Below are 25,890 nucleotides of genomic sequence, written 5' to 3'. Positions count from 1 at the left end.
GGTTGTTTATGAAGGTTAAAATTTTATCTTTTGCTTTGATGATCGCTATTTTTGGTGGTTGCTCATTTAACGGCTTTATGGGAGAGCCAACTAGTACATCAAACCGCAACGTAGTCATCCAAAAGGTCGATAAAGACGACCTTAGAGAGGTGATGAAAAAAGAGAAGATGATATATGATAGTGCTCCAAAAGAGACCACTTTTAGAGCCACAGGCGAGGGCATAGCTCCGCTAAATTCGCTCTCATACGCTCAGTCAGTCACTCTTGCAAAAAGAGCGGCGATGGCTGATGCTTATTCGCAGCTTGCAGGCAAGCTTTATGGCGTAAAGATCAACGCTGAAGACACCGTAAGAGACGCGATGCTAAACGACTCATCTATCACTTCAAAGGTTCAAGGTCTTGTCAAAAACGCAAGGATCGTGAATGAAAATTTCAAAGATGGGCTTTATAAGGTAAATATGGAGCTTAAGATAGACGAAGATAAGTGGCAAGAAGTCTTTTCCTACTAACGATACTTTTAAATTTCGCCTTTTGCCTGGAGGAGTTTATTTTTTGGGCAAAGGTTGATACAAAAAATCAAATAGTTGCCTTTGAAGAAATTTCATTTTCAAAGGCGATGACTCTCTCGCCAAATCCAAAACCAAACTTTCTTTGCCAGATTGATGCTTTTAAAGATGAAAACACCACAACTCTTGGCTTTTTAAATTTACATAAAGATGAAATTTTTGACTGCTTTGCCTTAAAAAAAGTGATGATAAAAAATGAGCTTAATGTCAAGAATACACAGATCTCAAACGCTTCAAATTTGAAAATTTTGCCAGTTAGGTTTATGGTGGAATTTAAGCCAAAATCCGCTATCATCGGCACACTTCAATAAAAAGAGATCAAATGAATATCGTCATAGTAGAAGATGACATCAATATGCGAAAGTCGCTTGAGATCGCACTTGGCGAGTATGAAGAGCTAAACATAAAAAGTTATAAGAGCGCAGTTGAGGCCCTAAAAAAGCTAAGCGACGACACTGATCTAATCATTACCGACATAAACATGCCAAAGATGGACGGACTTGAGTTCATTAAAGAGTTAAACGGCAAATTTGACGTCATCATAATGACTGGAAACGCCACACTTAACAAGGCGATCGAGAGCGTTAGGCTCGGCGTGAAGGACTTTTTAACAAAGCCATTTGACGTCTCAACGCTTTATGAGGCGATAAAAAGGGTAGAGACGCTAAAGCAAAAGACTCCAAAAAGCATAAAAAAAGTTGAAACTAAAAGCGAAAATAACGGCTTTTTAGCCACTTCAAAGGCACTTGAAGCGACGCTAAATATCGCACTAAAAGCTGCAAGAACAGACGCCTCAATAATGCTTAGTGGCGAAAGCGGCGTTGGCAAGGAGGTCTTTGCTAAATTTATCCACGCAAACTCACCAAGAAAAGATGCTGCATTTATCGCTTTAAATATGGCTGCGATCCCTGAAAATTTGATAGAAAGCGAGCTTTTTGGTTTTGAAAAGGGCGCTTTTACTGACGCAGCTACTACCAAAAAAGGGCAGTTTGAGCTGGCAAATGGCGGAACGCTATTTTTAGACGAGATCGGCGAGATGCCTATAAATTTACAGCCAAAATTGCTTCGTGCCTTACAGGAGCGCGAGATAACAAGGCTTGGCGCTACAAAGAGTGAAAAGATAGACGTTCGCATCATCTGCGCTACAAATGCAAATTTAGAGCTTGCGATGAAAGAGGGCAAGTTTAGAGAGGATCTTTTCTACCGCCTAAATACGATCCCACTTTTCATCCCGCCACTTCGCGAGCGAAAGGATGAAATTTTGCCTATCGCGCAGGATGCTTTGGACAAATGCTGCAAAGAGTATGGCTTTGAGGCTAAAAATTTCTCAAAAGCAGCCAAAGAGGAGCTTTTGAGCTACGACTATCCAGGCAACATAAGAGAGCTCATCTCGGTCGTGCAGCGTGCGGCGATACTAAGCGAGGGCGATGAAATTTTGCCAAAAGATCTATTTTTGCAAGCGAGAAGTAAAAAATAGGTAAAAATTTAAGTTTTTGGCTAGTAAAATTATGCAAATTAAGAAAAATTAAAAGAAACCAAGGAGAGCAGATGAGAAAATTTAACGTAGCGGTCGTTGGTGCTACTGGAGCGGTCGGCGAAGAGCTTTTTAGAGTTATGGAGGAGGTTGATTTCCCAGTTGGTGAGCTTTTGCCACTTGCTAGCGCAAAAAGTGCTGGCAGCGAGATCGAATTTAATGGCAAATATTACAAGGTAAAAGAGCTAACCGAAAAGGTTTTTAGCGAGCACGAGATCGATATCGCATTTTTTAGTGCTGGTGGCTCAGTCTCAGAGAAATTTGCCAAGTTTGCAGCTGATAGTGGCGCAGTAGTTATCGATAACACCAGCCATTTTAGGATGGATAAAGACATCCCTCTTGTTGTGCCAGAGTGTAATCCAAGTGATATTGCTATGTGGAAAAACCGCGGTATCATCGCAAATCCAAACTGCTCGACTATACAAATGGTGCAAATTTTAAAACCACTAAACGATGCTTTTGGCATCAATAGAGTTGATGTCTCTACTTACCAAGCAGCAAGCGGTGCTGGCAAAGAGGGCATGGAAGAGCTTGTCGTTCAGATGCAAAAATTCTTTGAGTTTAAGCTTGATGAGTGTGAGCCAAAGGTATTTGCGCACCGCCTAGCACTAAATGTGATCCCTCACATCGATGTCTTTTTGGACAATGACTACACAAAAGAAGAGATGAAAATGGTCAATGAAACGCAAAAAATTCTTCACAAAGATATCGAAGTTAGCGCTACCTGTGTGCGTGTGCCAGTGCTTAGAAGCCACTCTGAGGCGATCACTATCCACTTTGACAAAGATGTAAGTGCAGATGCAGCAAGAGAAATTTTAAGCAAAGCTCCAAGCGTCGTTGTAGTCGATAATCCAGCAAATAAAGAGTACCCGATGCCTATCATTTCAAGCGATACAAATGAGACTTATGTCGGCAGGATCAGAGTTGATAATTACAGACCTAATGTGCTTCACCTTTGGTGTAGTGCCGATCAGATCCGCGTAGGGGCTGCTACAAATGCCGTCAGGATCGCACAAAAGTGGATCGCGATGCAAGAGTAAATAAAAAGGATTTTTATTGCGTAAGATATTTGAAAAAATTTTGCTTGCAAGCAATAGTTTTACGCTGTTTCCAGTTATTTTTGGTCTTTTGGGTGCGATCATGCTTTTTGTTATCGCTAGTTACGATGTTGGCAAGGTGCTTTTGGAGGTTTATAAATATTTCTTTGTTGAGAGTGCACACGCTGAAAATTTTCATTCAGAAGTTGTCGGTGAAATAGTTGGTGCGATCGATCTATACTTGATGGCACTAGTTCTTTATATCTTTAGTTTTGGAATTTATGAGCTTTTCATTTCAGAGATCACGCAGCTAAAGCAGTCAAAGCAGAGCAAAGTCTTAGAGGTTCACTCTCTTGATGAGCTAAAAGACAAACTTGGCAAAGTAATCGTCATGGTCCTAATCGTAAATTTCTTCCAAAGAGTGCTTCATGCAAACTTTACAACACCGCTTGAAATGGCTTATTTGGCGGCTTCTATCCTTGCGCTTTGTGTTGGACTTTACTTTCTTCATAAAGAAGGCCATTAAAATTTTAAGCGTTTTTACGCTTAAAATTTCTCTCAAATCTTTTATTTAGCGTTAAATTTATATATATTTAGATAATATCCCTTTAAAAATTTAAAGGAAAATTTATGATTTTTATAGATGCTTGTTTAAAAAAACCGACGCCATACACGCCCGTTTGGATGATGCGTCAAGCCGGTAGATATCTGCCAGAATATATGGCTGTAAGAGCCAAGGCAGGGGATTTTTTATCACTTTGTAAAGATTATAAAAAAGCTAGTGAAGTCACGCTTCAGCCAGTCGATATCCTTGGTGTTGATGCGGCTATTTTATTTAGCGACATCCTTGTAGTGCCGCTTGAAATGGGTATGGATCTACGTTTTGAAAAAGGCGAGGGCCCGGTTTTTACAGAGCCGTTGCGTGACCAAGCATCTCTTGATGCACTTAGTATTAAAAAATCGGTAAAAAATTTAGCATACGTCTATGATACGATCAAGCTCACAAGAGAAAATTTAGCTAAAGATAAGGCACTAATTGGATTTTGCGGTGCCCCATGGACGATAGCTACATATATGATCGAGGGTGGTGGCAGTAAGAACTATGCGATCTGCAAAAAAATGCTATATCAAAATCCAGAATTTTTACACCAAATTTTAGAAAAAGTGACACAAGCTCTCATTTTATATATAAAAGAGCAAATCAAAGCTGGCGTAAATGCGGTGCAAATTTTTGATAGCTGGGCGGCTGCACTTGAGGAGCAGGCTTATTTTGAGTTTGGATTTAGCTATATAAATAAAATAGTTGATAGCGTAAAAGCTGAGTTTCCAGAAATTCCGGTCATCGTTTTTCCAAAGGGGATAAGTGGCTATTTGGATAAAATTTCAGGAAATTTTGATGTTTTTGGCGTTGACTGGAGCACTCCAATAGAGCTAGCCAAAGCAAAACTAAGTCCAAAATACGTCCTTCAAGGCAATATGGAGCCAACTAGACTTTATAGTAAAAAAGCGATAGATGAAGGTGTGGATAAAATTTTAAGCACTATGAAAGATGCTCCTCATATCTTTAACCTAGGTCACGGAATCTTACCAGATGTGCCAGTTGAAAATGCAAAATATTTCATAAAACAGGTTCAGACAAAAAGTGCAAGGTAATAAGCCTTGCATCATCTTTGGTCCGATAAATTCACGCCGTTTTGGCATGAGTCTTGGCATAGATCTAAGCCCTAAGCAAAAATCATGTAATTTTGACTGTGTCTATTGTGAGCTAAGTGGTGCAAAAACAGTCAGCGCGATACAAGATCCGCCAAGTGTTAAAGAAATTTTAATAGCTTTAAAAGATGCTTTGCGTACTCATCAAAACATCGATGTTATAACACTTACGGCAAATGGAGAGCCGACTCTTTACCCATACTTACAAGAGCTAATTAACGAGATAAATAACCTAAAAGGCAGTTCAAAAACACTTATTTTGAGTAATGGCTCAGGCGTGTGTGACCCAAAAATTTGTGAAGCGCTACATGGGCTTGATATAGTTAAATTTAGCCTGGATAGCGCAGTGCAAAGTACTTTTAAAAAGATAGACCGTAATAAAAGTGGTATAGAAGTAAATGAACTTATAAAAGCAATGGCTAAATTTCGCAAGGAATTTAAGGGCGAGCTTGTGCTTGAAATTTTGGTTGTGGCTAGATTTAACGACAAAGAAGAGGAATTTATAGCACTCAATGCAGCGATAAATGAGATAGCTCCGCACCGAGTGGATATTGGCACGATAGATCGTCCGCCAGCCTATAATGTAAAGGGTGTAGACGCCAAAAAACTAGAGGAGCTAGCCAAGCAGATAAGTGGCGTACCGGTTAATATAGCTAAAGCTCACAAAATAGAGCAAAAGTATAACTTTAGTGAGGATGAAATTTTAGAAATGCTAAGGCGTCGTCCGCAAACTATCGCAAATGTTGAAGAAAATTTCTCAGAGCACTCAAAGCAAATTTTAAACAAACTCTTGCAACAAGATATGGTTTATCTAGCCGATGTTGCTGGAGTAAAATTTTACAAACTAAGAGCATAAATGAAAAGAATCCTTACGATACAAGATATCTCATGCGTTGGCAAATGTTCCCTTACCGTCGCACTTCCGATAATTAGCGCTCAAGGCATCGAAGCATGTATATTGCCTACTGCGCTACTTTCGACTCATACTGGCTTTAAAAATTTCACATTTCGTGATCTGACTGATGAATTTGACGAGATAACGCAGGTTTGGCACAAAGAAAATATCGCATTTGATGGAATTTATACTGGATTTTTAGGCAGCTTTAGCCAGCTTGAGCTGATAGAGAAAATTTTTAATGAATTTAATGCCTCTGCTCCACTAATACTTGTAGATCCTTGCATGGGCGATAATGGCAAGCTCTATCACGGATTTGATGAAAAATTTGTTATGAAAATGCGTGAACTTTGCACAAAGGCTCACGTCATCACGCCAAACATAACTGAAGCAAGCTTTATGTGTGGGATGCCGTTTTTTGGCAGTGACTATACGCAAGATTATATTTTAGAGTTGCTTGAAGGTTTGGCTAGCTTTGGAGCTAGAAAGATCGTGCTAAAGGGCATTAGATACAAGCAAAATGAATGTGGCATCATAGCTTACGACGCAAAGACAAAAGAGAAGGTAGAATATTTTCACGAATTTTTACCATTTCACACGAGTGGGACTGGAGATATATTTGCTTCTGTGCTTTTTGGTTCACTCATAAATGGCGAAAGCATGCAAAATTCTATCAAAAAGGCAGCAAATTTTGTGCTTAGTAGCATTAAAATCACGCTAAAAGATAAGAGCCGCACATGGTATGGTGTGCAGTTTGAAAAGATGCTTGGCACTCTTGCAAAATAGGCTGGCAAACTACTTATTTAAAATTTTTAATAACACAACGATATGGCAAAGATTTATATCTTTGCTAGCTGTTAGAAGTGCTATATCGCCATGCTCTTTTTCTAGTTTTTTTAGCATTTTAAAGCAAGATTGCGCTTTTTCATTATCAAGCCCGAGCTCAAATTTCTCACAAAACTCACCAAATCTAGCTTCTCTATCTTCATGAAACCACTCTCTTAAAGCAGTGCTTGGTGTGATATCTTTTAACCAAAGGAAATTTGAAAATATCTCTTTTCTTATGCCTCTTGGATAGAGTCTATCAACAAAAACCGCCTTCATATCCAAACTATCATCTTTGATAAAATCATAAATTCTATAAGCTTTAAACATGTTGTGATTGTAGTCCTATAATGTTTATAAATAAAAAAATATTCTTAGTTATCTTATATTTTTTATACTTGTTTAAATTTTAAGGTTTGTAAAATCAAAGCTTAAAATTTTGATTGTGGCGACAAGAATTAAACTAGGGCTAGAAAATAGTCCTAAAAAGAATAAATTTAAATTAAAGCTCGTTTCGATAAAATCCCAACATAAAAATCACTAAAAGGGTTATCATTATGAGAGGCTATAAAATTTTCTCAGGAACGGCTAATATTGAGCTTTCAAAGAAAATTTCGCAATATCTTTCACTTCCTCTTAGCGAGGCAAGTATAAAAAGATTTAGCGATGGAGAGATTAGTGTGCAAATCGGCGAGAGCGTGCGCGGAAAAGATGTTTTTGTCATTCAGCCAACATGTGCACCAACAAATACAAATTTAATGGAGCTACTTATCTTAACTGACGCTTTAAGACGTAGTAGTGCAAGCTCTATAACAGCGATCGTGCCGTATTTTGGCTACGCTAGACAAGATAGAAAAGCAGCTCCTAGAGTACCAATCACTGCAAAACTAGTGGCAAACATGATGCAAACAGCAGGTATCGATAGAGTCGTCACTATGGATCTTCACGCAGGACAAATTCAAGGATTCTTTGATATTCCGGTTGATAACCTTTATGGAAGTATCATTTTTAATGACTACGTAAGAGCTAAAAATTTACCAAATCCAATCGTTGCAAGTCCTGATGTAGGCGGCGTGGCTCGTGCTAGAGCCTTGGCTAAAAATCTAAATCTTGACATGGTTATTGTTGATAAGCGCCGCGAAAAAGCAAATGAGAGCGAAGTTATGAATATAATCGGCGACGTAAATGGCAAAGACGTGATCTTGGTCGATGATATGATCGATACAGCTGGCACTATCGTAAAAGCAGCTGAAATTTTTAAAGAGCGTGGTGCAACTAGTGTTATGGCATTTTGTACTCACCCAGTTCTTAGTGGACCAGCTTACGATAGGCTAAGACTGGGCTTTTTGGATGAGTTAGTGGTAACAGATACGATCCCTCTAGCCGAGGAGCTTCCTTGTATAAAAGTGCTAAGTGCGGCTTCTTTGTTTGGAGAAGTGATACGCCGTGTATATCACAATGAAAGCGTAAATAGCTTATTTTAATTAATCTTGGCTTTTGTTTTGAGTGTTTCAGGCAAAAGCCAAATCTTTCAATATTTATTAGAATTTAATTTTTGATAAATCAAAATTTATAGCAAAAAGATAGCCTCTATTTATAGCTGGAATTTTTAAAATTCTAGCCTTCTCTTTAAAAATTTTTGGCATTATGGCTTTGTAAAATGGAGTTACTAAAAGGTAAGTGTCTGCGTATCCGACAGCGATCTTGCCACTTAGCACCACGCTTGTTTGCTTTGCTAAATTTGCACTTAGCTCATCTTTTTGCGCTTTGCTTGGAAGTACATTTAGCTCTTTTGCCGCCATATCAACGCCTCGTATCGCATTACTATCATTTTTTATGATAAAAATTTCATCACTTATTTTTGTGATATTTGGTATTAAAATTTGTCTATCGGCTTCTAAAAACTCAAAGCTTTTTTTTACGCCATTCAAATAATTATCTAAAAATGGCTCACTAAAATTTAGTCTCATGAAGCTTCTTTTAAACTCACCTTTTAAATTTGTCTCATCGATAAAATAGCGTAAATTTCTCTCATCAAGATAGTTTTGAAGCTCTTTTTTGCGTAAATTTAAAAGCGGTCTAACTAGCCAAAAGTGCTTTCTCTTTTCAAGCTCGCTCATGCCAAAGAGCTCTTTTAGTCCAGCGCCCTTACTAAGCTGCATCAAAAACCACTCAAATTTATCATCAAACTGATGCGCTAGGATCAAATTTTTATAGCCAAATTTTTGGCAAATTTCTCTAAAAAACTCATATCTTGCATCACGTGCGAGTTTTTCAAAATTTGAATTATCTAAAAAAACGCTTTTGGTATAAATTTTTTTACCAAATTTATCTGCGAGTTCTTTTGCACTTTTTATCTCGCTTTTGCTTTGCTCTCGAACATTGTAATCAACCATCGCTAGATCAAATTTGATCCCAGCCTCTTCTAAAATGTAAAAAAGTGCAGTGCTGTCGATGCCGTGCGAGAATGCAAGCAGGTTTGCACCTGAGCTTAGCTTTTCTCGCACATTTTGGCTTATCATTTTGCTTTTTTGATGATTTTAGCGATCAGTTTTTGATCAACCACGTCACTTGCTTCGCAAAGATAAAGCGAGCCTATTTCAAGCTCTTTTAAGTCGCTTTCATTTATTAAAATTTCGCCGTCTATATCTTTATCCCAGATATCTTTTTTAGCTGCGTAAAACATCTCGCCCTCGCTGCTTTCGCCCTCAAGAGAAGCATAAATTTGCTTACCTTTCTCTTTTTGCAAGCTCTCATTTATCGATTTTTTAGTGATTTTTTCTATCTTGTTTAGTCTTTTTGAAATGATTTTGGCTGGGATTTGCTCCATTTCAAAAGATGCTGTGTCTTCTTCTTTCGAGTAGGCAAAGGCTGAAATTCTATCAAATTTAAACTCTTCTAAAAATTCGCAAAGCTCCTCAAAATCCTCCTCGCTCTCTCCTGGATGACCCACGATGACACCGGTTCGTAAGAATGAATTCTCAGCATTTCTCATTAAATTTAAAAGCTCTTTTATCTTTTTAGCACCACTTCCACGCTTCATTATCTTTAGCATGTTTTCGCTGATGTGTTGGATAGGCATGTCAAAGTAGTTGTGAAAGATGGGCGAAGCGATGATACGCGAAATGAGCTCCTTGCTGGTCGTGCTTGGGTAGAGGTAAAGTATCCTGGCACTCCTTACGCCCTTTATCTTTTCTATCTCGTCTATTAAATTTATAAGCCCGTCACTAACGCCTTGATCGCGCATATATGAGCTTGAGTCCTGAGATAAAAAGCTAAAGTCGTAGTAGCCTTTTTTGACCAAATTTTTAACCTCATTTACGATATTTTCGAGCGAGCGTGATTTTAGTTTTCCTTTAAAAGTTGGAATGGCACAAAAACTACATTTTTGGTTACAGCCCTCTGAAATTTTGATGTAGGCGTGGTAGTTTGAGCCAGTTATCACACGCTCTTCATTTGCTTGCAGATAAGTTTGCGGGCTAAATAAATTTTGCTTTTTTAAGATGATCTCATCGATCTTGTCATAGTCAGCCACACCGGTAAAGAGATCTACCTCTGGTAGCTCTTTCATAAGCTCATCTTTGTAGCGCTGCATAAGACAGCCAGTCACTACTAGTAAAGAGCCATTTTTACGTGCTTCGTGCATCTCAAGTATGGTTTGGATGCTCTCTTCTTTGGCGGATTTGATAAAGCCACAGGTATTTACGATGATAACGTCAGCGTCACTGATATCGTCTGTGATATCGTAGTTTTGCAATCTGCCAAGCATGATCTCAGAATCAACTAAATTTTTGTTACAGCCAAGTGAAATTAAGTGAAGTTTTGGCATTTTTATATCCAGATGTTGTCTATTAGCCTAGTTTTACCAACGTAAGCTGCTACTAAAATGATGGTGTTATTTTTTTCTATTTTGGAAACTTCATTTAAATTTCTATCCGTAATAGCGACATAATCAACCTTTAGTGGCTCTAGCACTTCAAGCATCTTTGTTTTGATCTCGCTTGTGTCTTCCTCGCCATTTTGGATCAAATTTTGTGCTTTATTTAGTGATCTTGAAAGCCTTAGAGCATTACATTTATCTTCGTCACAGATATAGACGTTTCTACTTGAAAGCGCTAAGCCGTCTGGCTCTCTAACGATATCGCAAGCCACTAGGCTGGTATTAAGAAAAAATGTCTTTATCATATTTTGCACGATGATTAATTGTTGTGTATCTTTTTTGCCCATATAGACGCTATTTGCACGAGTTAGGCGAAATAGCTTGTTTAACACTCTTAGCACGCCATCAAAGTGGCCTGGCCTAGTTTTGCCCTCTAAGATGGCTGAAAATTTCTTTGGAGCGACGATTAGAGGCTCATCTTCAAAGTAAAGCTCATTAGCATCTGGGATAAAAATAGCACTAACGCCATTTTGCTCGCAAATTTTAATGTCGTTTTGCTCATTTCTTGGGTATTTGTCCAGATCTTCGCCTGGTAAAAATTGAGTTGGATTAACGAATGTTGAGACGATGCTTATCTCGTTTTCGCTCACGCATTTTTTAATAAGGCTAACATGTCCGTCATGAAGTGCGCCCATGGTTGGCACAAAACCGATCTTTGCGCTTGTGCTAGAGACGAAATTTTCAAGTTCTTTTATAGTTCTTATGATTTGCATTTTTGACTCTTTTTGTTTGAAATTTTAACTTGGCATTGTAACAAAAAAGGATTAAAAGGGCGTAAATTTAAAAATGTAAGCAACTTTTGGCTAAAATCGCCAAAAATTTTTGGAGAAAAACTTGGATAACTACGAATACAACGAGCTTTTAAAGAAGCTACAAACAAAAGTTGAAAACATAGGCTCTATCGTAAAGCCTGAAGAGATCAAGGCTAGACTAAAAGAGATCGAGGCCACCGAGCAAGATCCTGATTTTTGGCAAGATATCGCAAGAGCTGGGGCGCTAAATAAAGAAAAAACTAAAATTTCAAACATGCTTGCAAAATTTAACGACGCTAATCAGGCAGTAAGCGATGCAAAGGAGCTCTTTGAGCTAGCAAATTCTGAAAATGACGAAGAGACTATAAATTCTCTTTTTAATGACGCTAAAAATTTAGATGAAAAGATAGTAAATCTTGAAATTTCTATGCTTTTAAGCGGCGAAGATGACGGCAAAAACGCGATCGTATCGATCCACCCTGGAGCTGGCGGCACTGAGAGTAATGACTGGGCGAGCATGCTTTATAGGATGTATCTTAGATTTTGTGAGCGTGAGGGCTTTAAGGTCGAGACTCTTGACTTTCAAGAAGGCGATGAGGCAGGGCTAAAGGATGTGAGCTTTATCGTAAAAGGTGAAAACGCTTATGGTTACTTCAAAGCAGAAAATGGCATCCACAGGCTCGTTCGCACAAGTCCATTTGATAGCGCAGGACGCCGTCACACAAGCTTTTCTAGCGTCATGGTAAGCCCTGAAGTAGATGATGATATAGAGATCGAGATCGAAGAGAAAGATCTAAAGATAGACACTTATAGAGCCAGTGGCGCAGGCGGTCAGCACGTAAATAAGACCGAGTCAGCCATCCGCATCACGCATATACCAACTGGCATTGTCGTGCAGTGTCAAAACGACCGCAGTCAGCACAAAAACAGAGCCACGGCGATGAAAATGCTAAAGTCGCGCCTTTACGAGCTTGAGCTGATGAAGCAACAAGAGGCGAGCAACAGCGTCGAAAAGAGCGAGATCGGCTGGGGACATCAGATAAGATCATACGTGCTTTTCCCGTATCAGCAAGTAAAAGACAACCGCAGCGGCGAGGCATACTCGCAAACTGACGCGATACTTGATGGAGATATCAAAAAGATGATAGAGGGAGTCTTGATCGCTCAAAAGGCTGAGGCGTAATAAATTTATAAAAGGAGATGAGAACTAAAATTTCATCTCTTTTAGCTTTGCACAAGCTTCTTCTTTGCCATGGTAGCAAGCCTCGTCAAGATAAATTCTAGCTTTTTTATAGTCATTTTTACCAAGATATATAAGCCCTAGATCGTAGCTAGCCTCGCTTGAGCCAAGACTAGTGGCTTTTTCATAAAAATATATCGCTTTTTCTAAATTTTTATTGACCCCAAGGCCGTACTCGTAGATATATCCAGCGCTTCTTAGTCCGTCTATGTTGCCGTATCTGCCAGCTGTCTCAAACCAAAAAAGCGCCCTTAAGATATCCTTGCTAAATCCTTTGCCGTCACGAAAACAAATGCCAGTTTGCTGCATGGCTAGGACATTGCCATCTTTTGCGTAGTCGTAAAATCTTTTGCAAGCCTTTGGATAGTTGCCTTCATTGTATAGATAGATGGCGTCTGCTATTTGCTCGACCTCTGGATCAAGTGGTGGCTCACTAAGGCCAAAATTTTGTGAAATTTGATCTAACGAACATCCCCAAAATAGCAAAACACTAAACACAAAAATGATAAATTTTTTCATATTTGTCCTTGAAAATTTAGGCGATTTTATCCAATTTTATCTTATAATGCCCGCAAATTTTAAGCAAAAGGAACGATATGGATCATAATGCACTTTTAATCCAGCTTGGCTATAACGTCAATGAAACGACCACTGCTCAAATGTGTAGAATTTTAAACAATACTGATGGTCTTTTGCCAAAGAGCATAATTGAACTAAACGATCATTTAAAGCCGCACCTTTGTTTTGTGGCGATGAGTGGAAGTGAAGATAGACTAAAGATAAAAAATATAGCTACCGTTAATGAAATAAAAGAGCGAGTTGATGAAATCATAAAAAACTGGGCTAATAAATATAAAATGGAGCTAAAAAAGATAAATGAAACAACTTACTATATAATGGGAAAGATAAGGGACTGAAAATGAAATATGATATTGTAATTATTGGTTTTGGAAAAGCTGGCAAAACGCTAGCGGTTAAAGCTGCCGCACTTGGCAAAAAAGTGGCTCTTGTAGAGAGATCGCCAAAGATGTATGGAGGCACTTGCATAAATGTTGGCTGCATACCAACCAAACGTCTAATAACAGCCGCTAAAGAGGCAAAATTTGTAAATAATAGCGTTGAAAGCGAATATTACACGCTTAGCGTGGAAAATAAAAATAAGCTAATTTCAGCTTTGAATGCTAAAAACTATGCGATGCTAAATGATAAAGAAAATATCGATGTGATAGACGGTGTTGGCTCATTTGCTAGTGAAAATAGCGTACTTGTAACAACGCCAAGTGGTGAGAAAAAGCTAATAGAGGGCGATTTTATTATCATAAATAGTGGCTCAAAAGAGGCAGATACTCCTTTTGAGGTTGTAAGCTCAAATGTATTTTCAAGCCAAACGCTGCTTGATCTAAAAAATTTACCAAAGCATTTTGTCATTATCGGTAGTGGTTTTATCGGTATAGAGTTTGCATCAATGTTTGCAAATTTTAGCTCAAAAGTGACTATTATAGGGCGCTCAAAACTACTTAAAAACGAAGATGATGATATAGCTAATAGCGTAAAAGAAGCTCTTAGAGTCCAAGGCGTTGAAATTTTAGAGGGTTGCGAGATAGAGTGCATTAAAGAAAATATATTAAATTTCAAGCAAAATGGCGAGCAAAGATGCTTTAGGGCTGATGCATTTTTGATCGCGCTTGGCAGAGTGGCAAATGTGGATGATTTAAATTTAAAAGCCGCTAGAGTTGAGCTAAATGAAAAAGGCTTTATAAAGACAAATGAAAACCTTCAAACAAATGTGCCAAACATCTATGCGGTAGGCGACGTGCGCGGCGGAGAGCTTTTTACTTATACGAGCTTGGATGATTTTAGGATAGTTTATTCACAAATTTTTGGTGATAAAAAGAGAAATACTAAAAATAGAAGCATTCACGCAAATGTGCTATTTACTGACACTCCGCTAGCAAGAGTTGGAGTAAATGCAAAAGAAGCTAGCAAGCTTGGGTTAAATTTCAAAGAGCTAAAGCTTAGTATGGCAACAGTACCAGGCGCAAAAGTACTAAATCACGATGTAGGTATGCTAAAAGCTATTGTTGATGCGCAAAGTGGCGAAATTTTAGGTGCTAGCTTTCACTGCATCTATGCAAATGAGCTGATAAATGAAATCGCAATTGCAATGAATTTAAAAGCGAACGCAAATTTCTTTAAAAATCAAATTTTCACTCATCCAAGTATCAGTGAAGCACTAAATGACTTATTTGGACAATTTTAAAAGGAAAAGAATGAAAAAATATTTATTGCTTTTATCGGCTTTATTTTTCACTGGCTGCTTAAATGTGATTGGTGTAGGACAAAAACAAGATGATTCGTGGCAGCAACCAAAGGATGAAAAAATAGTGCAAAATAAAGAGCAAATTTCAAGAAATGCGATCGAGATTTTAATACCAAAATGCGAAGAAGGCGATGCTGAAGCTTGCAACGATTTGGGTGTAAATTACGAGCTTTTAAAAGAATATGAAAATGCTTTAACAAATTATAAAAAAGCTTGCGATGCTAAGGTGCAAGTCGGTTGTGCAAATTTGGGCACTCTTTATGAGCTTGGACTTGGAGTTAAAAAAAATCCAAAAAAGGCAATTTCAATTTATAAAGAAAGTTGCAATGGCGGAGGCATGCAAGCTTGCTATCATTTAGGCAATGCTTATAGAAAGGGCGAAATCGTTAAGCGAGATTATTACTTAGCAATGCAAGCTTATACAAATGCATGCAATGCTGGCGATTTGCCAAGTTGTGCCAATATCGGAGCGATGTACGAGCTTGGTCTTGGTGTCAATAAAGACGAAAAAAGGGCTTATGGAATTTATAAAGTTGCTTGCTTTCGTGGGCTAAGCAAGGCATGCCCGCAGATGAAAAGACTAGGTACAAAGCTAGGAATGTAAGTGAAAAAGGTCTTAAATTTTGGTCTTATTTTGGCTATGGGCTTTATGCTTGGTGGTTGCTGGTCGTGGCAAAAGATGGTAAGCTTTGGCTTTTGGCAAAGTGATGAAGAGGCTAGGGCAGAGCGTCTTGAACTTGAAAAAGAGAAGATGATGCAAAACTGCGAGGGTGGAAATAGCATCAACTGCAACAATTTAGCCGTAAATTTTAGTAACGAAAAAGACTTTGTAAAGGCAAAAGGCTACTACGAAAAAGCTTGCAATGCTGGGCTTGCGACGGCTTGTTCAAATTTGGGTCAAATTTATGAGCAAGGGCTGATTGATGAGCAAAAAGATATGGAAAAAGCTCTAAAACTTTATAAACTAGCTTGTGATAGCGGTGATGGCGTTGGCTGCTATAACGAAGCAATGGGGCTAAAATCCTACATCGAAAGCGAAAATTTAAAGACTTATAAGATAGATAGAACTAAGGCTGAGGCTAGAGTGCTAAGGCTTTTGGCTAAGAGCTGCGAGCTTGAGTACGCTCAGTCGTGCTTTTTGCTTGCAAAGCTAAGCGGCGATGAAGCAAAGGGAAATGCACTTTACAAAAGAGCCTGTCAACTTGGCAAATGTGTGGATAAAAAGTGATATAAACTTAGCTGCACAAAGTAAAATTTAGTTTGATCCGCTAAGTCTATATCCAACGCCTGAAATGTTTTTGATGAGATCGGCATCAGTTTTTGTTCTTATCTTTTTGATAGTCATTCTAAGTGCTTCGTTACTCATCGATTTTTCACTCCAGACGTAGTTTTCAATCACTTCGTAGCTTACTACTTTTTCTATATTACTTACAAGTAAAAAGAAGAGCTTTGCCTCATTTTTTGGCATTTGCACCTCTTCGCCATTTTTGAAAAGCTGTTTGCTTTTCATATCGTATTCGTAAATTTCTTTAAATTTGATTCTACTTTCAAAAAGATCTTTTGTCGCCATTATGATCGTAGTTTGAAGTTCCTCAATCTTAAATGGCTTTCTAAGATAGTTATAAGCTCCAAGTTCTATGGAAGCTAGCATATGCTCACTCGTATCAAAGGAGGTGATGATGATAGATCTTACGTGTGGTGCTCGTTTTCTTATCTCATCAAGCATCTCAAGACCATTTAAATTTGGCAAATTTATATCAGTTACAACGATATCAAACTCATCTTCAAAATATCTCTCAAAGCCCTCAAGTCCATCCTTGGCGCAAACTATATTTTTGCAGTAAAATTCCAAAGACTGCTTTATAGCAAGGCTTGTACTCTCGTCATCCTCTACCAGCAAAACCGAGACATCTTTTAGTTTTTGTAGTATATTTATGTCTAGCAACTTATCTCCTTTGCTATTTTTAAGGTAAAGATGGTTGGCTTTCTTATTCTGCTTAAATTTAGCTCTCCACCACACTTTTTAATAGCGATCAGCCGTGAGATATATAACCCAAGACCACTGCTTTTTTTGGTACTTTTAAATGGCTTAAAAATTTCTTCTCTTAAATTTTCATCTATACCATTTGCATTGTCTATCACTCTAATCTCATAGAAATTTCCACTCTCTTTTATTGATATGACTATCTTTGGATATTTTAGCTCTTTGCGCTCATTTAGGGCTTGCTTTGAGTTTTGTATGAGACAGGTGATGATCTGTTTAAATTCGTTTAGATGATTTTTGCATTTTAAGTTTTTACTATTTTTGCAAAGTACCTTTATCTGTACCTTTGAGTGCTGTGAAAATAGTATAAAAATAGTCTCGTCTATCGCCTCTTTTATATTAAATTCCTGCGCATCTTCCTCTATTTTGTAGAAATTTTTAAACATTATCATTGTGTTTGTCATATAGTCTATATTTTTTAGTGAGCGGTCGATGTTATCGTAGAATATTTCATCACTCAGCCTACCAAGTCTTTTAAACTGGACTAAATTTCCTAAAAATATACCAAGGGCATTTAGTGGCTGTATCCATTGGTGTGAGATAGATGATATCATCTGTCCAAGCTCTATATCATTTTAGCTTGTGAAAAGAGTAAAACCTCATACTCTCTTTTTGTTTTTTCTAGAAGTTCGGTTTGATTTTTTATCTTTTTATTATAAAAGTAACCAAGGCATAAAAAGAGTAGGGCGCTAACTATATAGATGGCTAAATTTCTTATGAATTGCAAATTTATCTTTTTATATATCCCATCTTTTGGAGTCTTTGCTATCAAGATAAGTTTGGAGTTTTGTAAAGGATTTATAGTAAATATTTCATTTTTTGTTTCGTAGTTTTGTGTTTTAATTAGATCTAAATTTTTTATATCAAATTTAGCTTTTTTAAGTTCCAAACTCTCATTTGGATGAAGTAAGATATTTTGATTGCTATCTATCAAAAATAGATAACCTCCATCATCAAGACTTAGATCCAAAATCTCATTTTTTATGTCATTAAATGATAGTATCCCACATAGCACGCCTTCGATCCCTCCGCCTTGTTTTATGCTTTGACAGATCGAGATGACGGAGGTCTTTAGTCCAACATCTTTATACGGTTTTGTGATGTAAATTTCATCTGTTTTTATAGTGTTTTGATACCAAGGACGAAGCGTTGGATCGTAGTTTGGTGGTGCTTTAAAGTCACCGCTTGAGAGTGTTTGCTTATCTTTGTAGCCAGCATAAACGCTCGAGAAATTTGCTATTTGAGTGCTTTTGTTTAGTATATCTTTTATGATTATCTCATCTTTGTTATGGTCTAAATTTGAGATAAGCGAATTTACTGATTTTAGGCTAAGTTTTTTATTTTCGATCCACTTTTCTATCCTATGGCTCGAACTCTTTAGGATATTTAACTGCTCGTTTATCAAAATTTCTCTGACAAAAGAGCGGTTTAGCATGTGGCTAACTACCATTAAAGATAAGAAGATGATGGAAAATATAATAAACAGCTTGTTGTTATTAAAATTTCCCATCATGCTTTGCCTTTTTTACCAGTTACCAACTGGTGGATGTTTTATCTCATATAGAGTTTTGCCAAGATTGTTGTGACCGACATTTTTATGACAGCTGACGCAGTCAAGTTTATTTTTCACATCATCTTTAAATTTGCTATAAAGAGCGTGCATATCAGTGATGTTGGCATTTGATGAATTTTTATCTAAAATAGTTTTATGGCAGCTTAAGCAACCACTATCATAGACAAAATTAGCTCTATTTTTTCTATTTTCTATCCATGGCTGGTTTTTGGCATCATGAGTCATCATATGAGTTACTTCACTTATGCCGTTGCTAGCTTTTTTAAACACATAACCTATATAACTATCATGCGGCAAGTGACAGTCTACGCATTTTGCTTTAAAGCCATATTTGCTAGCACCACCATGAACGTCGTTGTGATAGGCTGTTACCATCGGATCCATCCACTTGTGGCAGAGGGTGCAAAATTTATCATCTCCTGTCGAATTTACTAGCGCAGAACCGCCAAAAAAGATGATAAAGGCAAAAACTGCAAGGAAAATTATTTTTATGCTTAAATTTTTCATATCATCTCCTTATGGCACCAAAAGTTTTTTCATGCTATCTTGCGAATGGCACATCACACAGAAATTTCTTGATTGTTTATGTGTCGAGTGACAAAGGTCGCAGTCCATGTTTGGATAGTGTGGGCTTTTGTGCACGTTATCGTCATAGCCTAGATGTCCAGTTTGAATAGCCAACTTCTCGTAGCTATTGTGACAGCTTAGACACTCAGAGGTAGTTAGTTTTTTATAGTCCTTTGGATCGCTCTCTTTATGACAGTTTTTGCACTCAAAATGCAAGCTCTCATGTGCCTTAAAAGGATAATTTTCTTTGCTATATTTTTCTACTTCTAAATTTGCAGCACTAAGGCTTAAGGCAAATAAAAGTGTTAAAAAGAAGGTATAAATTTTTAACATTTTTTCTCCTTTTTAGCTAAATTTGCTGCATTTTTGCCAGCTATCCTTCCAAATACTATACAATCAGGTATCGCACAGCTACCAAGTCTGCTAGCACCGTGAGGACCACCCACAGCTTCACCTGCTGCAAATAATCCAGCAATAGGTTTGTCATCTGTGTTATAAACTCTTGCCTCTACGTCAATCTTTACGCCACCCATTGTGTGGTGAACCTTTGGTATGGCACGCCATGCGTAAAATGGTGGCTTAGTAAGATCAGGCACTATATCTTTAAATTTGAAAAATGGTTTTTCAAATTCTTCATCTTTGCCATTATGAGCATATTTTGTGTAGTCATCTATGGTCTTTTTTAGACCTTCATAAGGGATGCCGTAAAATTTAGCAAGGTCATTAATATTGTCAAATACTTTTATAACGCCTTTATCCACACCTCTTTGCACGTTTGCTTTTGTAGTACCCATGGCACCTATGCTATCACAGATAACTACTGGATGAGTTAGACTACCATCTGGGTTTTTGTGAATTTTAAGGATAGCATCTGATCTTATCTTTCTATCAGCTAGCTCGTTTACAAAGCGCTTTCCAGTTCTTGTATCGACCATTACGCCATAGCTAAATGCAGGTATCGCAAAAACCGGAGCTATGCCAAAGCCCTCTTCGTCAGGACTTCCCCATGGTCCAAGCTGTATCCATTTTAGATCAACTGTTTGTGCACCATTTTTCATCATCACCTTTAAAGCCTGTGCAGTAGCACCGTAGTGGTTTGTGCAGCCAAGATCAGGCGTGATAGTTTTATCGACCTCTTGTCTAAATTTAATATCATAAGCAAAGCCGCCAGTTGCCATAACAATGCCACCATTTATCTTATAAAATTTGACATCGCCACTTTTGTTATCTGCTTCGTCCTTGCTCTTGTCAAAGTCGAAGTCGTAGTTTTCTCTTACTTTTGCGCCTATTATCTTACCGCTATCATCTTTTATAAAGTCATCTAAAATAACTCTAGTTCTAATAACAGCCCCATACTTCATTGCATACTCTTGAAGTGGTATAGTGATCTTGCCGCCTGAGTTTATCTCTGGCCAGATAGTCCTTGGTACAGAGTGGCCACCAAACTGACCAAGCGCATCTCTATAATAAACGCCCTTTTGAAGTGTCCATTCGTAAGCGTCGTTGCCATTTTTAGCAATCACTTCTACAAGGTCAAGTCTATTTAAATTTAAGCCAGCTTTTAATATATCTTTTACATAAAGTTCGTATGAATCTTTTACTCCGCGTGCCTTTTGAAAGCTTGAATTTACAACCGCAAAAGCACCGCCATTTATAGCTGAGTTACCACCAAGGACTGGCATCTTATCTATCATAAGCGTTTTTGCGCCTTCTTCTATAGCTTGACAGGTAGCTGCACATCCAGCAAAGCCAGAGCCAACTACCAAAACATCCCATTCTTCATCCCACTTGATTTCATCGCCAAATGCATCTAATGGCACAAAGCTGGCTGAACCAAGTAAGGCAAGAGTGTTTAAAAAATCTCTTCTTCTCATATCTTATTCCTTAAAAACTATAGCTTAGTCCAACTCCAATTTGTGTGATAGTTGGGAGATAAGGCTGTGCTTTAAATGTTTGATCATAGACCACAAAAGCTTTTAGATCTTGTGTTATAGGGTAGCTTAACCATGCACTAAATTCATTTTGTTTGTAGTCTTTGTTATCATTTTGCATTTTATATGTTGTAGTTCCATAAAGTGCAGTTAGACTTAGCTTTTCTATCATTGTCGAAAACATGGCGTAGTATGTCCTTGCATCGCGGTTATACATCGCATCACCTTCTTCAAAAGGCACAATCTGATCACCGCCAAGATTCATACTTCCCCAGCCATTTTTCTTGCCAGATCTTGTATGGGCAAGGGTAAGCTTATTATCTTTGTAGCTTACGTATCCTAAAACTTCAAAAGCTTTGCCATCATCTAAATTTGCTCTTTCTTCTTTACTTTGTGCATAGTGGATCATACTGCCAGCGCCAAAGCTCTTGTTTATCTGCCCATCATAGTTTAGCTTTGTACCAACTGCTTTAAACAAGCTTGGAGCATAAAGGCCATAAATTCTTGCACTAAGGTTATCATTAAATTTATATGTAGCCCCAACCCTATAAAGACCTTTTTTTTCGTTTAGTTTTTTAAAGGCCCACATCTCTTTATAGTAAGCTCGCCCTTTCGACCTTGTATAAAGTGCATCTAACTCCAAATTTGAGATAGAGTTGTTTGTAATTCTTACGCCGTCATTTATTTTGCCAACCCAGTCAGTTATCATCTCTTGACGGCCCATCTTTACGTTTGTATCATAGGCTTGATATTGGAGATATAAATTTGATAGTAAAAACCTATCTTTTTCATAAATTCTCTCTGTTGAGTCGCCCCTGCCGTGTCCAGTGTAAAATTCTTTATCACCTTCATAAACTGGAGCTGCCCCTCTAAATCCAACCACTGCTTTAAAGTTTTTATAAAAATCACTCTCATAGTTTAGGCCAACCGAGCCAACCATCCAAGAGGTGTTGTTGTAATATGTGCTTTTTGTGCCTTCATTTACATGTCTGCTTTCAAAAAACATAGTAACATCACCACTTGCTTTACCGTTTTTTAGAGCTTCTATCAAACTTTCGCTCTGACTAAAAGCAGAGCTAGCCAAAAACATGGCTAGAATAAGACTCTTTTTCATATTATTCACCTTTATAATTTTTTAGGAATTTAGCCGAGTTTCTAAAGTCATCTGTGTAAGGACTATCGACATCTACAAATTTAACAATCTCTCTATACTTTTCATAAAGACGTTTTGTCTTTTTAGATAGTTTTAAATTTTTATCTTTTTGCAAGCGAAGATCGATAGCTTGAGCCACATGCATAAGTTCCATTCCTAAAATTTGATAGTAGTTGTCTAGCTGTTTTTGAAATTTTTGCACAACATAAGGTGCGTTTGTAGCTACGTCTTCTATCTCGCCTGCAACTGGTGTGTAGTCAAGTGAGGCTGGATTTGCTAGAAATTCGTTTTCGCCTGCAAGTGAGACAAACGGCTTTTGCATAGCGCCAAATGCATGTACGGTTTTGTCTGTTCCTAAAAACCTTGTTAGGTGCGTAAAGCTATCATTTGAGAGTTTTATCGTTCTTAATGCGCTTGCCTTTGAGTTGTGAGCTAGCACTATGGATGCTTTTTCAAACTCAGCTACCCAGATCAAAGGCTCGAAATTTGATGTAGGAACGACAGCTCCACCTTTTGTAAATAGCTTTGTCTCTTGAAATTTATCTGTTTCAGGTGATTTTTCTAGTGAAATTCCAGGATTATCATCTGATGTATTTAGCTGAATTTTCATTAGCCCACTAAGTGTGTCAAGTGAATTTTTAAAGGTTGCAAAAAAGTAGCTAGCATCTCTGTAGCTTAGCGGATCTTGCAAGGCTCTTTCGCTATTTTCATCAAATAGATAGCTATCTTTTAAAGTCTCTCTTAGATCTTTTGCTACTTCGACAAAGTCAGGAAATGGGCGTAAATTTGCAGCTTCTTTGCTAAATGGAGCGATGTTTCCATTTAGTGCCTCAAGGCTTAGAGCAAAGACTAGCTTTGAAATTTCTAGAGCATTTTTAGCATCTTCTATCGTCATGCTAGCAAGTGCTGCTGAGTAGGCATTTGAGCTTAAAATACTAAGGCTATCTTTGCCAAAAGGAGAGAGCTTTTTAAGTCCAGCTCTATTTAGCGCCTCGCTAGCGCTCATCTTTTAGCTTTTATAGTATACGTATCCCTCACCAAGCATCGCAAGACCGACGTGGCCAAGTATTGTGATATCAGCCTCGCCCATTGAGCCAGAGCTTGGCATGACTGGGATGATATCTTGATTTAGAAACTCTTTATATAGTTTTACAACTTCGCTTTGTATGCCAGCGCCCGCGTGTAAGAGGTTGTTTAGTCTAGTAGCAAGTACAGCTCTAGCTGTTTTTATATCCATATCTTCGCCGACACCGCCACAGTGAGCGTGAATAAGTCCAATGTTAAACTCAGTTGAAGCCTTGATCACTTCTGCGTCTAAATTTCCTTTGGCATCGACAAATTTCTTATCTTTGTTTAATCCAACACCAACTGTTAGACCATAAATTTTTTGACCATCTTTGGCAGCATTTAATAACACATCATGTGCTTTATTTACTTTATTTAAAGCATCTTTGCTGATATCTACCATAGCGCCATTTGAGATGAGCACGATATCTCTTGGTGTTATGTTTTCACCATTTAATGTAATGGTTTGGGCATTTACACTAATTGCCAACACAGCTGCTAAAGAAAGTAGCTTTATACTTTTCATCTAATCCTCCTAAAATAAATTTTAAAGAGAATATTAAATAAAAATAATTTCTAAAAAGTAATTTATTATTAAATTTTATATTAAGATAAAAATAAAAAGTATGTAAATTTATAGCTTGTGTGGATGAGCTTTGTTTTTAATATTTACTTCAACCCAAAAACTTTTATATTAAAAGTAGTATGGATTTTATCCTTTTCGCCTTTCATGACGATAGGAAATTCGGTCTTTACGATACTGTCATAGCTGCTAAGCGCATCTAAAAAGTCATAAAATTTTTGCGGTGTCCTTAGAGAGCTAGTTACATTTAGGCGAAATCTAAAAAATTTCTCACTAGCATTATTATCACTTTCTTCTATTTTGCTAAGGCTCACTTCACTGAAAAATTTAGAGGCAAATTCTATAAATTTATCTTTATCAAATTTAGCCTCAAAAGCTGAAATGATAGCTCCATCTTTTTGTTTAGTTGCTTCAAGGTTTTTAAATTTGGCTTCAAATTCATTTTTTACTTTTGTATAAGATGAGGTCTGTGAATAATTTTGCCTAGTTAGGCTTTTAAATTCTTTTATATTAGGCACGATAAAACCAAATATCATAATGAAACAAACTACAATAAAAGCAAATATAAAAAGTAAAAGCTTGACAGGATCTATTTTTTCTAAGCTCGTATCTTTTTTACTCATTATATCCCTCAGAATTATCAATTTTATTTGTGCTTATAAAGCCATACCAGCCGTTTTTGCTTTGATAAAAGCTGGTATTTGAAGTTGTAAAAATAGATCTTAAAGGTGAAGCTAGAAGCTGATTAAATACATCTCTTGTCGGCGTTATACCGCGAATGATGAGTGAGTTTTTATCCATAAAAACCTCTTCAAGCGTTATACTATCAGGCACTAGATCAAAAAGATTGTGCAAACTTTGCTTGAGAATAGAATTTGAAGTGAAAATATCATTTGCAGATTCTATTTGTACAGCTAGTTTAGATGAAATTTCATCTGTTGTGACTATTTTTTGACTAAGTTCTTTTTGCTCATTTGATAAAAAATTTATATTTTTTTCAATTGAATAATTTTTGTAAAGTATAAAGAAATTTGTTGCCAAAAGAGCTACAAACACAAAACTTATAAGGCTTAGCCAAATTTTGCTAAAGATAGATATAAGTGGTCTTGGTTCCGGAGCAATAAAGCTAAATCTCATAATATTATCTCTTCTTGCATGATTTCATTCATAATATGGTTTGTATTCACTGGATACACCGAAGTCTCCACTAAAAGCTCAGATTGTAGATATTGTAAAAAGGTTGCACTTGTTTTTGTATTTTCAAAAACAATGATTTGTTCAATAAAATCGCCGCCGTAGAGAGGATTTTCGTAAAATTCTTTTACAGCCTTTACGATGTAATCAAACATCTTCATGTCATACCCAAAAATAGCAACCGATTTTTCTACATTTGTAGAAGCCGGCATGTTTAGTTCATAATTTAGATCTTCAAATTCTTTTGGCTTATCATCACTTAAAAAATCATCTAAACTTTTAAAATCATCAAGCGATGTTGCGTCATTTTCTTCTTTAATTATTAAGTTATCAATATCTGTTATATCTTCTTCTTTTAGGCTTTCAGCTTCCTGGTTGGTTTCTTCAATGCCAGACATATTTAAAAAAGTGGATAATTTCATTTGTTTATCTTTAAAGATCGCAAGTGTAAACGAGTGTGCATGGATATAAAGATAAAGTGTAGTTTTTGGAGAAATTCCGCGTTTTAAAAGCTCGTGAAATAGTAGGGCGATAGGTGAGTAGATGAGATCTACGCTATCTTGTCCAAATAAATTTTTATATTTTTTTATAGCATTTAAATTTGCATAAATGCTCCAGCTATCCTGCATGATAAGGCTTGTAAGATTTTTAGTATTTATATTAAATTTTTTGTATTCATCGAAGCTAACACTAGGAAGCGCGCCTTGCGAGTCGTCGTTAAAAAAAACTGAAACATATACACCAAAATATGCTTTTTCTTGCTCTTCTATGTATTTTATGATTTTTTCATCGATATTATCGATATTTATATCTGTAAATTTAGCGTTTATGGTTTTTAAAAGTTTGCCATTTCTAAAGACCTGACCGAAGAATATGCACTCATTGCCCTCCAACACGACGCTTAAAAAAAGGTTAGAAAAAAGCTTTTTGACGCTAAAAGACATAAATCTCCTAAATTTAG

Annotated in this window: 29 protein-coding genes and 1 pseudogene; 14 read left to right on the top strand and 16 right to left on the bottom strand. The window is 37.1% G+C overall.

Annotated elements, in window-relative coordinates; genetic code table 11:
• Positions 1 to 8 precede the first annotated feature (8 nt).
• The 8 genes from CYP64_RS07885 (at position 9) to CYP64_RS07850 (ending at position 6,528) form a co-directional block, all read left to right on the top strand.
• On the top strand, positions 9 to 509 hold the full coding sequence (locus tag CYP64_RS07885) for an LPP20 family lipoprotein (protein WP_103649326.1): 501 nt from the start codon (positions 9 to 11) through the stop codon (positions 507 to 509).
• Positions 485 to 877, top strand: coding sequence for a hypothetical protein (locus CYP64_RS07880; protein WP_103649325.1), 393 nt, complete (start codon positions 485 to 487; stop codon positions 875 to 877). The genes CYP64_RS07885 and CYP64_RS07880 overlap by 25 nt, the downstream gene beginning before the upstream one ends.
• Before the next feature lie 11 nt (positions 878 to 888).
• The gene (locus CYP64_RS07875; protein ID WP_103649324.1) at positions 889 to 2,043 is read left to right on the top strand and encodes a sigma-54-dependent transcriptional regulator; all 1,155 of its coding nucleotides are present in this window, start codon (positions 889 to 891) and stop codon (positions 2,041 to 2,043) included.
• Between the two features lie 71 nt (positions 2,044 to 2,114).
• A complete protein-coding gene (locus CYP64_RS07870; protein ID WP_103649323.1) occupies positions 2,115 to 3,140 on the top strand; it encodes an aspartate-semialdehyde dehydrogenase in 1,026 nt (341 codons plus the stop codon).
• Positions 3,141 to 3,156: 16 nt separating this feature from the next.
• Complete coding sequence (locus CYP64_RS07865) at positions 3,157 to 3,663, top strand: YqhA family protein (protein ID WP_103649322.1); 507 nt, start codon at positions 3,157 to 3,159, stop codon at positions 3,661 to 3,663.
• A gap of 104 nt (positions 3,664 to 3,767) precedes the next feature.
• Complete coding sequence (hemE, locus tag CYP64_RS07860; protein ID WP_054196542.1) at positions 3,768 to 4,790, top strand: uroporphyrinogen decarboxylase; 1,023 nt, start codon at positions 3,768 to 3,770, stop codon at positions 4,788 to 4,790.
• 46 nt (positions 4,791 to 4,836) lie between these two features.
• On the top strand, positions 4,837 to 5,703 hold the full coding sequence (locus CYP64_RS07855) for a radical SAM protein (protein WP_103649446.1): 867 nt from the start codon (positions 4,837 to 4,839) through the stop codon (positions 5,701 to 5,703).
• Positions 5,704 to 6,528 carry a pyridoxamine kinase gene (locus CYP64_RS07850; RefSeq protein ID WP_103560306.1) on the top strand — a complete coding sequence of 275 codons (825 nt, stop codon included), beginning with the start codon at positions 5,704 to 5,706 and terminating at the stop codon, positions 6,526 to 6,528. It begins immediately after the preceding gene.
• A gap of 9 nt (positions 6,529 to 6,537) precedes the next feature.
• Here the strand turns inward: CYP64_RS07850 and CYP64_RS07845 are convergent, their stop codons facing one another.
• The gene (locus CYP64_RS07845) at positions 6,538 to 6,897 is read right to left on the bottom strand and encodes a DUF488 domain-containing protein (protein ID WP_103649321.1); all 360 of its coding nucleotides are present in this window, start codon (positions 6,895 to 6,897) and stop codon (positions 6,538 to 6,540) included.
• A 227-nt stretch (positions 6,898 to 7,124) separates the two neighbouring features.
• Here CYP64_RS07845 and CYP64_RS07840 point away from each other — a divergent pair, with 227 nt between their 5' ends.
• Positions 7,125 to 8,051, top strand: a complete 927-nt coding sequence (locus tag CYP64_RS07840) for a ribose-phosphate pyrophosphokinase (protein ID WP_072594149.1) — start codon at positions 7,125 to 7,127, stop codon at positions 8,049 to 8,051.
• A 57-nt stretch (positions 8,052 to 8,108) separates the two neighbouring features.
• Here the strand turns inward: CYP64_RS07840 and tilS are convergent, their stop codons facing one another.
• The 3 genes from tilS to panC are packed head-to-tail and all read right to left on the bottom strand — an operon-like array spanning position 8,109 to position 11,220.
• On the bottom strand, positions 8,109 to 9,089 hold the full coding sequence (tilS, locus tag CYP64_RS07835; RefSeq protein ID WP_103649320.1) for a tRNA lysidine(34) synthetase TilS: 981 nt from the start codon (positions 9,087 to 9,089) through the stop codon (positions 8,109 to 8,111).
• Entirely contained in the window at positions 9,086 to 10,396 is a 1,311-nt protein-coding gene (gene rimO / locus CYP64_RS07830) for a 30S ribosomal protein S12 methylthiotransferase RimO (RefSeq protein WP_103649319.1), read from the bottom strand. Before rimO ends, tilS begins: the two co-directional genes overlap by 4 nt.
• A 2-nt stretch (positions 10,397 to 10,398) precedes the next feature.
• Positions 10,399 to 11,220, bottom strand: a complete 822-nt coding sequence (gene panC, locus CYP64_RS07825; protein WP_103649318.1) for a pantoate--beta-alanine ligase — start codon at positions 11,218 to 11,220, stop codon at positions 10,399 to 10,401.
• Positions 11,221 to 11,341: 121 nt separating this feature from the next.
• On the opposite strand from panC, the gene prfB reads away from it, so the two are divergent.
• Positions 11,342 to 12,442, top strand: a complete 1,101-nt coding sequence (gene prfB / locus CYP64_RS07820) for a peptide chain release factor 2 (RefSeq protein ID WP_103649317.1) — start codon at positions 11,342 to 11,344, stop codon at positions 12,440 to 12,442.
• A gap of 24 nt (positions 12,443 to 12,466) precedes the next feature.
• On the opposite strand, the gene CYP64_RS07815 is transcribed toward prfB, so the two are convergent.
• Complete coding sequence (locus tag CYP64_RS07815; RefSeq protein WP_103649316.1) at positions 12,467 to 13,018, bottom strand: tetratricopeptide repeat protein; 552 nt, start codon at positions 13,016 to 13,018, stop codon at positions 12,467 to 12,469.
• A 77-nt stretch (positions 13,019 to 13,095) separates the two neighbouring features.
• Between CYP64_RS07815 and CYP64_RS07805 the strand changes: the two genes are divergently transcribed.
• From CYP64_RS07805 to CYP64_RS07790, 4 genes are read left to right on the top strand one after another with little or no spacing between them, the layout of a single operon-like run.
• Positions 13,096 to 13,416, top strand: a complete 321-nt coding sequence (locus CYP64_RS07805; RefSeq protein ID WP_103649315.1) for a type II secretion system protein — start codon at positions 13,096 to 13,098, stop codon at positions 13,414 to 13,416.
• A gap of 2 nt (positions 13,417 to 13,418) precedes the next feature.
• Positions 13,419 to 14,759, top strand: coding sequence for a dihydrolipoyl dehydrogenase family protein (locus CYP64_RS07800; protein ID WP_103649314.1), 1,341 nt, complete (start codon positions 13,419 to 13,421; stop codon positions 14,757 to 14,759).
• 10 nt (positions 14,760 to 14,769) lie between these two features.
• Positions 14,770 to 15,423, top strand: coding sequence for a tetratricopeptide repeat protein (locus tag CYP64_RS07795; RefSeq protein WP_021090816.1), 654 nt, complete (start codon positions 14,770 to 14,772; stop codon positions 15,421 to 15,423).
• Positions 15,424 to 16,047 (top strand): tetratricopeptide repeat protein, encoded by a 624-nt coding sequence (locus CYP64_RS07790; protein WP_103649313.1) that lies wholly within the window; start codon positions 15,424 to 15,426, stop codon positions 16,045 to 16,047.
• A 27-nt stretch (positions 16,048 to 16,074) separates the two neighbouring features.
• Here CYP64_RS07790 and CYP64_RS07785 read toward each other — a convergent pair whose 3' ends face one another.
• The 11 genes and pseudogenes from CYP64_RS07785 to CYP64_RS07740 form a co-directional block, all read right to left on the bottom strand.
• A complete protein-coding gene (locus CYP64_RS07785; protein ID WP_103649312.1) occupies positions 16,075 to 16,764 on the bottom strand; it encodes a response regulator transcription factor in 690 nt (229 codons plus the stop codon).
• Entirely contained in the window at positions 16,758 to 17,417 is a 660-nt protein-coding gene (locus CYP64_RS10365; RefSeq protein WP_258032988.1) for a sensor histidine kinase, read from the bottom strand. The genes CYP64_RS07785 and CYP64_RS10365 overlap by 7 nt, the downstream gene beginning before the upstream one ends.
• Before the next feature lie 11 nt (positions 17,418 to 17,428).
• Entirely contained in the window at positions 17,429 to 18,376 is a 948-nt protein-coding gene (locus CYP64_RS10360; RefSeq protein WP_258032987.1) for a cache domain-containing protein, read from the bottom strand.
• 12 nt (positions 18,377 to 18,388) lie between these two features.
• Entirely contained in the window at positions 18,389 to 18,943 is a 555-nt protein-coding gene (locus CYP64_RS07775; protein ID WP_103649311.1) for a cytochrome c3 family protein, read from the bottom strand.
• 9 nt (positions 18,944 to 18,952) lie between these two features.
• On the bottom strand, positions 18,953 to 19,336 hold the full coding sequence (locus CYP64_RS07770) for a cytochrome c3 family protein (protein ID WP_103649310.1): 384 nt from the start codon (positions 19,334 to 19,336) through the stop codon (positions 18,953 to 18,955).
• Positions 19,330 to 20,877, bottom strand: coding sequence for a flavocytochrome c (locus CYP64_RS07765; RefSeq protein ID WP_103649309.1), 1,548 nt, complete (start codon positions 20,875 to 20,877; stop codon positions 19,330 to 19,332). Before CYP64_RS07765 ends, CYP64_RS07770 begins: the two co-directional genes overlap by 7 nt.
• A gap of 10 nt (positions 20,878 to 20,887) precedes the next feature.
• Positions 20,888 to 22,048, bottom strand: coding sequence for an Opr family porin (locus CYP64_RS07760; protein ID WP_103649308.1), 1,161 nt, complete (start codon positions 22,046 to 22,048; stop codon positions 20,888 to 20,890).
• 1 nt (position 22,049) lies between these two features.
• Positions 22,050 to 23,678 (bottom strand): annotated as a pseudogene (locus CYP64_RS07755) (HAL/PAL/TAL family ammonia-lyase).
• Positions 23,679 to 23,821: 143 nt separating this feature from the next.
• The gene (locus tag CYP64_RS07750) at positions 23,822 to 24,358 is read right to left on the bottom strand and encodes a hypothetical protein (protein ID WP_054196556.1); all 537 of its coding nucleotides are present in this window, start codon (positions 24,356 to 24,358) and stop codon (positions 23,822 to 23,824) included.
• Entirely contained in the window at positions 24,351 to 24,872 is a 522-nt protein-coding gene (locus CYP64_RS07745) for a hypothetical protein (protein ID WP_103649307.1), read from the bottom strand. The genes CYP64_RS07750 and CYP64_RS07745 overlap by 8 nt, the downstream gene beginning before the upstream one ends.
• Positions 24,869 to 25,873 (bottom strand): hypothetical protein, encoded by a 1,005-nt coding sequence (locus CYP64_RS07740; protein ID WP_103649306.1) that lies wholly within the window; start codon positions 25,871 to 25,873, stop codon positions 24,869 to 24,871. The genes CYP64_RS07745 and CYP64_RS07740 overlap by 4 nt, the downstream gene beginning before the upstream one ends.
• Positions 25,874 to 25,890 lie beyond the last annotated feature (17 nt).

The sequence above is a fragment of the Campylobacter concisus genome (genome assembly GCF_002913945.1).
Classification (GTDB): Bacteria; Campylobacterota; Campylobacteria; order Campylobacterales; family Campylobacteraceae; genus Campylobacter_A; species Campylobacter_A concisus_P.
This window is presented reverse-complemented; position numbering and strand designations above follow the sequence as displayed.

What these genes read in the sequence shown, in the direction of transcription:
- CYP64_RS07885 (WP_103649326.1), top strand. Translation starts at nt 9, where the DNA reads ATGAAGGTTAAAATTTTATCTTTTGCTTTGATGATCGCTATTTTTGGT.
- CYP64_RS07875 (WP_103649324.1), top strand. Translation starts at nt 889, where the DNA reads ATGAATATCGTCATAGTAGAAGATGACATCAATATGCGAAAGTCGCTT.
- CYP64_RS07870 (WP_103649323.1), top strand. Translation starts at nt 2,115, where the DNA reads ATGAGAAAATTTAACGTAGCGGTCGTTGGTGCTACTGGAGCGGTCGGC.
- hemE (WP_054196542.1), top strand. Translation starts at nt 3,768, where the DNA reads ATGATTTTTATAGATGCTTGTTTAAAAAAACCGACGCCATACACGCCC.
- CYP64_RS07855 (WP_103649446.1), top strand. Translation starts at nt 4,837, where the DNA reads ATGAGTCTTGGCATAGATCTAAGCCCTAAGCAAAAATCATGTAATTTT.
- CYP64_RS07850 (WP_103560306.1), top strand. Translation starts at nt 5,704, where the DNA reads ATGAAAAGAATCCTTACGATACAAGATATCTCATGCGTTGGCAAATGT.
- CYP64_RS07845 (WP_103649321.1), bottom strand. Translation starts at nt 6,897, where the DNA reads ATGTTTAAAGCTTATAGAATTTATGATTTTATCAAAGATGATAGTTTG.
- CYP64_RS07840 (WP_072594149.1), top strand. Translation starts at nt 7,125, where the DNA reads ATGAGAGGCTATAAAATTTTCTCAGGAACGGCTAATATTGAGCTTTCA.
- tilS (WP_103649320.1), bottom strand. Translation starts at nt 9,089, where the DNA reads ATGATAAGCCAAAATGTGCGAGAAAAGCTAAGCTCAGGTGCAAACCTG.
- rimO (WP_103649319.1), bottom strand. Translation starts at nt 10,396, where the DNA reads ATGCCAAAACTTCACTTAATTTCACTTGGCTGTAACAAAAATTTAGTT.
- panC (WP_103649318.1), bottom strand. Translation starts at nt 11,220, where the DNA reads ATGCAAATCATAAGAACTATAAAAGAACTTGAAAATTTCGTCTCTAGC.
- CYP64_RS07815 (WP_103649316.1), bottom strand. Translation starts at nt 13,018, where the DNA reads ATGAAAAAATTTATCATTTTTGTGTTTAGTGTTTTGCTATTTTGGGGA.
- CYP64_RS07805 (WP_103649315.1), top strand. Translation starts at nt 13,096, where the DNA reads ATGGATCATAATGCACTTTTAATCCAGCTTGGCTATAACGTCAATGAA.
- CYP64_RS07800 (WP_103649314.1), top strand. Translation starts at nt 13,419, where the DNA reads ATGAAATATGATATTGTAATTATTGGTTTTGGAAAAGCTGGCAAAACG.
- CYP64_RS07795 (WP_021090816.1), top strand. Translation starts at nt 14,770, where the DNA reads ATGAAAAAATATTTATTGCTTTTATCGGCTTTATTTTTCACTGGCTGC.
- CYP64_RS10365 (WP_258032988.1), bottom strand. Translation starts at nt 17,417, where the DNA reads ATGATATCATCTATCTCACACCAATGGATACAGCCACTAAATGCCCTT.
- CYP64_RS10360 (WP_258032987.1), bottom strand. Translation starts at nt 18,376, where the DNA reads ATGATGGGAAATTTTAATAACAACAAGCTGTTTATTATATTTTCCATC.
- CYP64_RS07775 (WP_103649311.1), bottom strand. Translation starts at nt 18,943, where the DNA reads ATGAAAAATTTAAGCATAAAAATAATTTTCCTTGCAGTTTTTGCCTTT.
- CYP64_RS07770 (WP_103649310.1), bottom strand. Translation starts at nt 19,336, where the DNA reads ATGTTAAAAATTTATACCTTCTTTTTAACACTTTTATTTGCCTTAAGC.
- CYP64_RS07765 (WP_103649309.1), bottom strand. Translation starts at nt 20,877, where the DNA reads ATGAGAAGAAGAGATTTTTTAAACACTCTTGCCTTACTTGGTTCAGCC.
- CYP64_RS07760 (WP_103649308.1), bottom strand. Translation starts at nt 22,048, where the DNA reads ATGAAAAAGAGTCTTATTCTAGCCATGTTTTTGGCTAGCTCTGCTTTT.
- CYP64_RS07750 (WP_054196556.1), bottom strand. Translation starts at nt 24,358, where the DNA reads ATGAGTAAAAAAGATACGAGCTTAGAAAAAATAGATCCTGTCAAGCTT.
- CYP64_RS07745 (WP_103649307.1), bottom strand. Translation starts at nt 24,872, where the DNA reads ATGAGATTTAGCTTTATTGCTCCGGAACCAAGACCACTTATATCTATC.
- CYP64_RS07740 (WP_103649306.1), bottom strand. Translation starts at nt 25,873, where the DNA reads ATGTCTTTTAGCGTCAAAAAGCTTTTTTCTAACCTTTTTTTAAGCGTC.